Genomic DNA, 7,961 nt, shown 5'->3' on the forward strand with positions numbered 1-7,961 from the left:
TTCCAAGTAATTCAGGTCGGAAATAATCATGGCTTTTTTCCTTGTTGTTTGTGATTTATTTGCTAGAAGCAACCTTTAGTTGTTCTGTATTTAATATAGCTAGGCTAATCAGACCTGTGTTGCCATTTTGGCAGATTATTTTTGACAGGCACTGAAAACGAAAAAGGGAGGCTACTCAATCAAATTGAGTAAGACTGGCATTGCCTAAACAGAGGGCTAACTGTATTAAAATCGATCGCAAAGAAGTATAAATCCACAATAGCTAAAATCGGGTTTCTGAGTATAAAGTAATTAATTTGGCTAAGGTTGCCATTTTGGCAGATTTATTGAAAGCGCGGATTTTTGATACTCAAAAACCCGATCGCCCGCGGTGAGTCAACCAAAAAACAGGTACACCCAACGCCCGCAATCGGGTTGTCGGTCTATTGACTAAATTACTTACCCGCCCAATTAGACAAGCGCGTCTTAAATCCAGCAAAAAATCCTTGACTGGGAATTGGCAAACACTCAACCTTCTGCATCGCGAGATATTGCCCTTCCTTGACTTCAAGTCCAAAACCTCTGGTATCTGAGTGCAACTCGCTAAAAGCCTCAGTTACATAACCCCCTCCAACTCCGGCTCGTTTTTCCCTCACCACCTCCAGATGATCTAAATCAGCAATTTTGCCCAATGCAGACTTAGTTTCCGATTTACTCGACTTGCTGATTTGACTGTTTTCCTTAAGCAAGCGGTTGGAAGTACGGTAAGGGATATAGTCGAGAGGGTTGTAACCCGTGCACCGCAAAAGTAAAAAACAAGCCCAAGAATACTTTCCTGCCAGAATCGCTGAAATTATCTCATCCAATTGTTCGGGTTTGATTCCAACTTGGGAATGATTGGCAGAATGGTGGAATTGGGAAGTCATTATTTTATCCTGTTTTGTGTATAAAGAGTGACAAAGGACAACAACCACTTAACTAAGTTCTACAAACTCATGCCGCCCTTTTGTAGCTGCTTGAGAGGGTCAAGCAAAATGTCGGCTATGCTGCGCTGGCGAATGACAATTTCCGCAGTAGCTGTTTGGCCAGCTTTGAGTTTCCAGGTTTGATTTTTGGCTTTCACTGAGTCTCGATCGATACTCACTTCCACCCGGTAAAAAACACCCAATCGCTCGTCTGTTTTGGCATCGGGCGAAATAGATAAAACTTTTCCCGGAATGACGCCGTAATTTTGATAAGGAAAAGCATCGAATTTGACTTGCACCGGCATTCCGGTTTTGACAAATCCCGCTTCTCGGTTCGGCAAATTCACTTCCAGCACTAGCGGAGCCTGATTCGGAGTCATTTCTGCAATAGTTTGGCCCGGTTGAACTACTTCGCCAGTGTTGTGAATGTTGAGTGCGGAAATGACTCCGCTGACGGGTGCGTAGAGAAATCTTTGTTTGAGCTTATTTTTTGCTTGATCGAGCAGGGTTTGGGTTTCGGCAATTTTGGATTTGACTTGATTTAATTGCATTTCCAACTGCTGAATTTTTTGCTCTTTTTCTAACTGCGTTTGGCGCGCTGCGGCTTGTTTGCTGGCGGCTTCGGCTTGCAGTCGATCGACTTCTGCCAGTTGTTGGGCTAATTCACCTTGGGTTCTAGAAAGGGCGCTAGTTCGATCGCGCAAATTTTGCTCGACTTCAAACAACCTTTCCTTAACCCCAGTTGCATCAGACAGTTGACTCCTGATCGCAGCACTTTGCCTATCGCGAACGGTTTGCTCGACTTCAAAGGCGCGATCGTCAGCCTGAGTTGTCTCCCCCAACTGGCTTCTAATCACCGCATTTTCGCTTTCTCGCAGAGCTTCCTCAGCTTGAAACAATACGTCTTTTGACAGTGCACCTTCATCTACCAAAGGTTTGAGACGCGCGATCCGCTCTTTGTGAGCCGCTACTTTTGCTTGCAATTGCACCAGCAATTCTTGAGTCTTGCGTTGCAATGGTTTCACCTGATCGCGCCGCCCTTGCTGCGAGTTAATATCTGTTTTCAGTTGCGAGAGCAAGTCTTGCACATTCTTTTCCAGAGGTTTGAGCTGTTGCTTGCGCGCTTGCTGAGATACTAAATCTGCTTGCAATTGCTCGATTTGAGACTGCGTGGTGGCCGCTGAAGCGCGAGCACGGGCGATCGCAGCTTCAGCCCCCCGCTGGTCTGCAGCAGCAATAGCTTGGCTCGCTTCAACTTCCAGTCGAGTTCTCTCGATCGAACTCATCTCTTGCATCAATTGAATCCGATAAGCGTCCAGAATTTTCTCAAGACGCTCCACCTCGCTCTGGGCATTCGCCGGGTCTAATTCGGCCAATAATTGTCCAGCTTTGATTTTTTGGCCTTCTTTGATAGCGAGGTTAATAATTTTTCCCGTATCCGTCGGGTGAATTTTGTAAACAGCGCCTTTGGGAACTAATTTGCCCTGAGCATGACCAACCTCGTCAATTTTTCCCAAAGTTGCCCACGCTCCAAAAGCTACGGAAAAAACCATTCCTCCTAATATCAAACGCTGCGGAAAAGATACTGGTGGCTGGTCGAGTACCGAGTGCAAAGAAGTAGACCAATTATTCGCATCAGGCTGCCGTAACTGTAATTTGGCAATATTGATACCGTCATGAGTTTGAGAAGAGCGATTTTTAGATTCGACAACTTCTAAAGAGCGGTCTTTTTTTCTGGGTTCGTTTTCTTGCCTAGAAGCTACGCCTCCATAGACTTCACCTATTTCGTTAGGAGCGTGGCCTAATTCTTTCTCATCTTGTGAAAACATTGTATTTCCTCCCAGTTAGTCTGTATGCCTGTTGGCTGTTGGCAGTTGTTAGGAGCTATAAGTCAGGAGTCAGAAGTCAGGAGTAAGTGAAAATTATTTTTAGTTTTGTGTAGGTTGCTAATCACTAATGACCAATGACTAATGACTAATAACTAATGACTAATGACTTAAATATCGAGTTGTTGCTGAGCGAGGTGATAGTAAAGTCCGCGTTCAGCCATCAATTCCTCGTGGTTGCCTTGTTCGGCTAAAATGCCTTTGTCTAGAACCAAAATTCGATCGGCATTACGCACCGTAGACAACCGATGAGCGATAATAAACGCAGTGCGATCGCGACTAATGCGGGCGAGATTTTGCTGAAACCTGCGCTCAGATTCGGTATCCAGTGAAGAAGTTGCTTCATCCAGAACCAAAATCCGGGGATCGCCCAAAAGAGCGCGGGCGATCGCAATTCGTTGTCGCTGGCCCCCAGACAAACTCGTTCCCCTTTCCCCCACAGGAGTTTGATAACCCAGCGGCATATCTTGAATAAAAGCGTGAGCTTCTGCTAGCTTCGCCACTTCTATCGCCTGTTCCAAGCTTGCAGAAGCCACATCGTTTCCGTTTTTATACAGCGTAATATTTTCCAAAATCGTTCCCGAAAACAAGAAACAATCTTGCGGGACAACACCCAACTGAACTCGCAGCGACTGCAAAGAAATATGCCTAATATCGTGGCCGTCAATTGTCAGTCGCCCTTTTTCTGGATAATAGAAACCTTGCAGCAGCTTTACCAAAGTGCTCTTACCGGAACCGCTGCGGCCGACAATTGCCACAGTTTCTCCAGCTTGCACCTCAAAGGAAAGATTTTGCAGCGTATTGCGTTCCTCATCCTGAGAATAACGGAAAGAAACATTGTCAAACTTGACGTTTCCCTGAAGGCGAGGCAGCACCAGCATTGGCTTGTAAGGGCTTTCTTCAGGTTGGGCAGAGAATACATCATCCAAACGCTCGATCGAAACGAGCACTTCTTGAAACTCATCCCAAAGTCCCACCACTGAAAGCACAGGAGAAATCACGCTCCCAATCATCATATTAAAAGCAACAAATTGACCGATTGTCAACTCGTCTTGAATCACCAGCATTGCCCCGTACCACAGCAAAGCCGTACTCCCCAAAGTATTAATCCCACCCCCAATCACCTGCAAAGAATTCGCCAACTTCTGCCCGCGAAATTTAGCATTAATCATGCAGGTTAATTGGTCTTCCCAGCGCCAGCGCATTTCTCGCTCAGCAGCCGTTGCCTTAACCGTCGCCACCCCAGTAATCATTTCCACCAAAGATGAATTTTGCTTGGCACTTTCGGTAAAAATCTCCCGGGACACTTTTCGCAGAAAGGGAGTTGCGACTAAAGTCAAAATCACGATCGGCGGAATCAACGCCAGCACCAACAACGCCAGACGCCAGTTATAGTAAACCATCAGTCCGATGTAAACTACAGCCATCAAAGCATCCAACCAAGCCGTAATAGCTTGGCGAGTCAAAAATGCCTGAATTTTTTGATTTTCCTGAACCCGCGTCAAGATATCGCCCACCTGACGAGATTCAAAAAACTTGATCGGCAAACTGAGAGTGTGACTGATAAAGCCGCTAATTAAAGTCAGGTCAATGCGGTTCGACAAATAATCCAGCAAATACTGTCTCGTTGCACCCAACAGCGTTCGCCAAACACTAAACAGCAGCAGTCCGAGCGCAAAAACGTGCAGAGTTACTATGCTTTTGCTGACAACCACTTGGTCTAGAATTATTTGGGTAAATAGGGGAGTAACTAGACCAAATATTTGGAGCAACAAGGAGAGGATGAGAATTTGGGCGATTGCAGCGCGGTAGGGCCAGACTATGCCAACAAAATCTTTAATTTTAATGCCTTGATGTTCGGCACTGTGATTGCGGTATAGTTCCGCTGTCGGGTCTAAAATTAGGGCGTACCCAGTCCAATTTTCGGTAAAATTTTTAATGCTCATCCACCGCTTGCCAGCCGCCGGATCTGCCACTAAAACCTGTTGATTTTTAAAGCGGTAAACTGCCACGTAGTGATTGCCTTGCCAGTGAGCAATCCAGGGATTTTGATTCCGCAACGGAGTTAAAGAAGCTCGCACGGGACGGGTTTGAAATCCCATCCTTTCCGCTGCTTTTGCCAGACTTTTGAGCGACGCGCCACTGCGGCCGATTTCTGCCAATTCCCGCAAGTAATTTAGGCTGAATTTTTTACCCCAATATTCGCTAATCATGGCTAAGCAAGTAGCTCCACAATCTGCTGAGCTCTGTTGTTGAATGAATGGGTGTCTGCTGCTCAACCAGCGCCGCTGCTGTGGTTTGGGAAAGCTGATGATTCCGGTTGCGGGTTTTTGCTGAGCAACTGCGGTTAATTTTGATGGCTCGGTTGGTGAGGTTGAGCTAGCATCTTGGGGCGGCGTTACTAAGCTTAAAATTGGAGGTTTGCGGATGATTTTAGGGCGGTAATTACTTTCGGAATTAATTGTGGCGTTGGCGATTTGCCACTGTTCGCTGCTAAGCTGGTAAATTAGCAGGTCTGTTACCGCTATCCAGTCGCTCTTTACGTCTGAATGTTCCCACTTACTGCCGAGAATTGGCGGTGCTTGACCTTGAATTTGACCCCTGCGGAGCCAAAAATGATTGTTGGAGTTTTGGCAATGCTCAGCGAGGGAAACTCCGGCAGGAATTCGGCTTTCTTCTATGTAAGGAAGTAAGTGCGGCCACAGAAGCTGTTGTTGATGGGGAGCGAGCGATCGCAAATCTGTTTGTGTTTTGAAAAATATTAACCGCTGTCGCTCTTGAAATTCTTGCTGCAAATGCTGTTGCAGTTGCGGGAATTCCTCTAAAATAACCTGCAAGGTGGTGGCCGCTATTCGACCGATTTGGCAAGTGTCGGCTGCAATTACCCTGTAAGGCAATCCGCTGTCTATAAATCGGTCATCTGTCCCAAATATTGCTCCGACTTCCAGTACAACCGCCGAAATCTCCTGCTGTTGAGAGGCTTCTACCGCTAGTAGCCTGACTCTTCCCTCGCAAACTAAATAAAAATTGCGATCGCTCTGTTCTTTTTCAATGAAATTGTTGCTATCTGATGTTTGATATTGAGTGATTTCATCTCCGAGCTGAAACTCACAAATTTCACAGGCTGTATTTAATTTCGTCATTAATGTCGGTTCTGCACCGACTTCCTCGAAAATTTTCTGAATAGCCGGAAAATTTTCCAAGGCTTCTCTGGTTTTAAAAATGTGATTTTCAACGCCTAATTTTTTTTTCATAACTTACCCTGTTAAAAAAAAGAAACATTTTTTTTTGAATTACAACTAACCCGGTTATGAGCAATTTTTATTGGTTTAGTTGCAACCTAGTTGGCTTAAAAACTGTTTGTCGATATGTCCGACGACTACCCCTTAGTTACGACATCCCTTCAACGCCTTTAGGATATATAAAATTGCGTTTTTTCAGGATTGTGTGGTGATTACGTAAGTGTGGTTTTGGTTGGCTCCCAGTTTAACTTACAGAATCGTGATTTTGGCTACCTATAAGGGCAATCTTTACCGAATCTTTATAAACCTACCGTACTATTACGGATAATTATGAAGATTCTGTGAAGCTGGGGCAGGCAAATGTTGTGCCCGGTATACGTATATCTACGTAAAAATTTCCCTTCAGGATGCAAAAAACCATCAATTTTCGGCGCTTGTTTGTGAAGTCCAGGGCCCGATCGTGGTAAAGAAAAATTGATTGCTGTTAGTTTGTAGCAGCAATTCAAGCAATTAATTTACCATCTAATCTGGCTATGTGACCCAGGCTAAAAGCAGCTCAATCCTGCTTGACATAAGGACTCAGAGGAATCTAATGTAGAGTCAATGAAACAAGAAGGGAAAACTCTAATCATATAATTGTTGTCCACACCCGTCCGCTTCATTTTTGGTCCGAGACTACGTTTGTAAGCCGATTCGCGATTGAGGGCATTGAGAGCAATGCGCCGGAGGAGAGAAAAATTATGGGGACTGTGGAAAGAGCGAATGCCGCAAGAATCTTCTGCAAAAGTACAATAAACCTGTCCAGTGAGCCTGGTTTTCCATCCCCGAATCTTTTTGGATAGCTCGACCTAAAAGTTGAGCATCACTGTGTAAACAAATCAGATAAAACTGAACTTCACGGGTAGCTTGATTCCAAAGATGACGCATCCGGACAACCATAACAACACTCTGAAGTCCTGCCCATAGTCGAGGCTGGTAAAGAACTACAATGGCAGCAACTGGATCAGACCAGACTTGACGAATTTTCGTGCGATAATGTCTGTGAGTTGATGTTTCTTAGTCCGCTCTATTATTCGGTATTTGAACTCTCCAAAATACTCCACTAAGCTCTCTTGAAGAGATCCAATTAAGGCTACTTTGGTAGGCTTTTTATGAGCAAGAAAACTTTTCTTGGTCTCGGCAGATTGAGTATCAAATCCTTCCGACATAAAACTTAATTTTTTGAGTTTTCCAACGGCCGTATTGGTGTTATCACACTTATCTTGCTCTGATGTCAAGTTCATATTATACCATATCACTTATGCTGATATTGTTTGATTTGTAAAGTTCATACTATACCAAATTAGATGACCTTACCCGGGGTATGTAACGAATTAAAGTAAAGTGGAAAATTCTGCTGTTGATAACGGCCTTTCATTTGGCGGTGACTTATGTGAGGGCCCCTACCCATCACTATCCCTACCCATCACTATGGGTCTAAACCCCGATTAAAAGTATCCGTTTCTCTGCTTAACGAATTTTGTGCGATCGCACTCAGTGTATTTGTTCTCCAAAAGCATGAAAGACTGTAGAATCCATCCAACAACCAACTACTGCAAATGTCAGCGTCTCATCCGCCAACATCTTCTGTGCCACTGTCCCTGGAACAAGTGCTAAAACATTTTTTTGGCTATGACTCTTTGAACTCGGGGCAGCAGGAAATTGTCGAAGCTGCTTTACAAAAACGGGATATGATGATTGTCATGCCGACGGGTAGTGGCAATTCTTTGTATTTTCAATTACCGACACTGTTGAAACCGGGATTGAGAGAAATATTACAGCACTTCCGGATGTTATGAGGTACAGTAGCAGCAATTAGCAAACCAGTTTTTGAGATGTTTGGGATTCAT

5 protein-coding genes are annotated in these 7,961 nt (G+C 44.7%); 1 reads left to right on the forward strand and 4 read right to left on the reverse strand.

Annotation, left to right across the window (positions count from 1 at the left end; translation table 11 throughout):
• Positions 1 to 434 precede the first annotated feature (434 nt).
• The 4 genes from QUA57_RS25075 to QUA57_RS25090 form a co-directional block, all read right to left on the reverse strand.
• A complete protein-coding gene (locus QUA57_RS25075) occupies positions 435 to 905 on the reverse strand; it encodes a HetP family heterocyst commitment protein (RefSeq protein WP_333064312.1) in 471 nt (156 codons plus the stop codon).
• Positions 906 to 964: 59 nt separating this feature from the next.
• Positions 965 to 2,773: an HlyD family efflux transporter periplasmic adaptor subunit gene (locus QUA57_RS25080; RefSeq protein ID WP_333064310.1), complete on the reverse strand. Its 1,809-nt coding sequence runs from the start codon at positions 2,771 to 2,773 to the stop codon at positions 965 to 967.
• Between the two features lie 167 nt (positions 2,774 to 2,940).
• A complete protein-coding gene (locus QUA57_RS25085) occupies positions 2,941 to 6,084 on the reverse strand; it encodes a peptidase domain-containing ABC transporter (RefSeq protein WP_333064309.1) in 3,144 nt (1,047 codons plus the stop codon).
• Positions 6,085 to 7,055: 971 nt separating this feature from the next.
• Entirely contained in the window at positions 7,056 to 7,355 is a 300-nt protein-coding gene (locus QUA57_RS25090) for a hypothetical protein (protein ID WP_333064308.1), read from the reverse strand.
• Positions 7,356 to 7,670: 315 nt separating this feature from the next.
• Between QUA57_RS25090 and QUA57_RS25095 the strand changes: the two genes are divergently transcribed.
• On the forward strand, positions 7,671 to 7,910 hold the full coding sequence (locus tag QUA57_RS25095) for a DEAD/DEAH box helicase (RefSeq protein ID WP_333064307.1): 240 nt from the start codon (positions 7,671 to 7,673) through the stop codon (positions 7,908 to 7,910).
• The last annotated feature ends 51 nt before the right edge of the window (positions 7,911 to 7,961 follow it).

This window comes from Microcoleus sp. Pol7_B2 (assembly GCF_036701035.1).
GTDB lineage: Bacteria > Cyanobacteriota > Cyanobacteriia > Cyanobacteriales > Microcoleaceae > Microcoleus.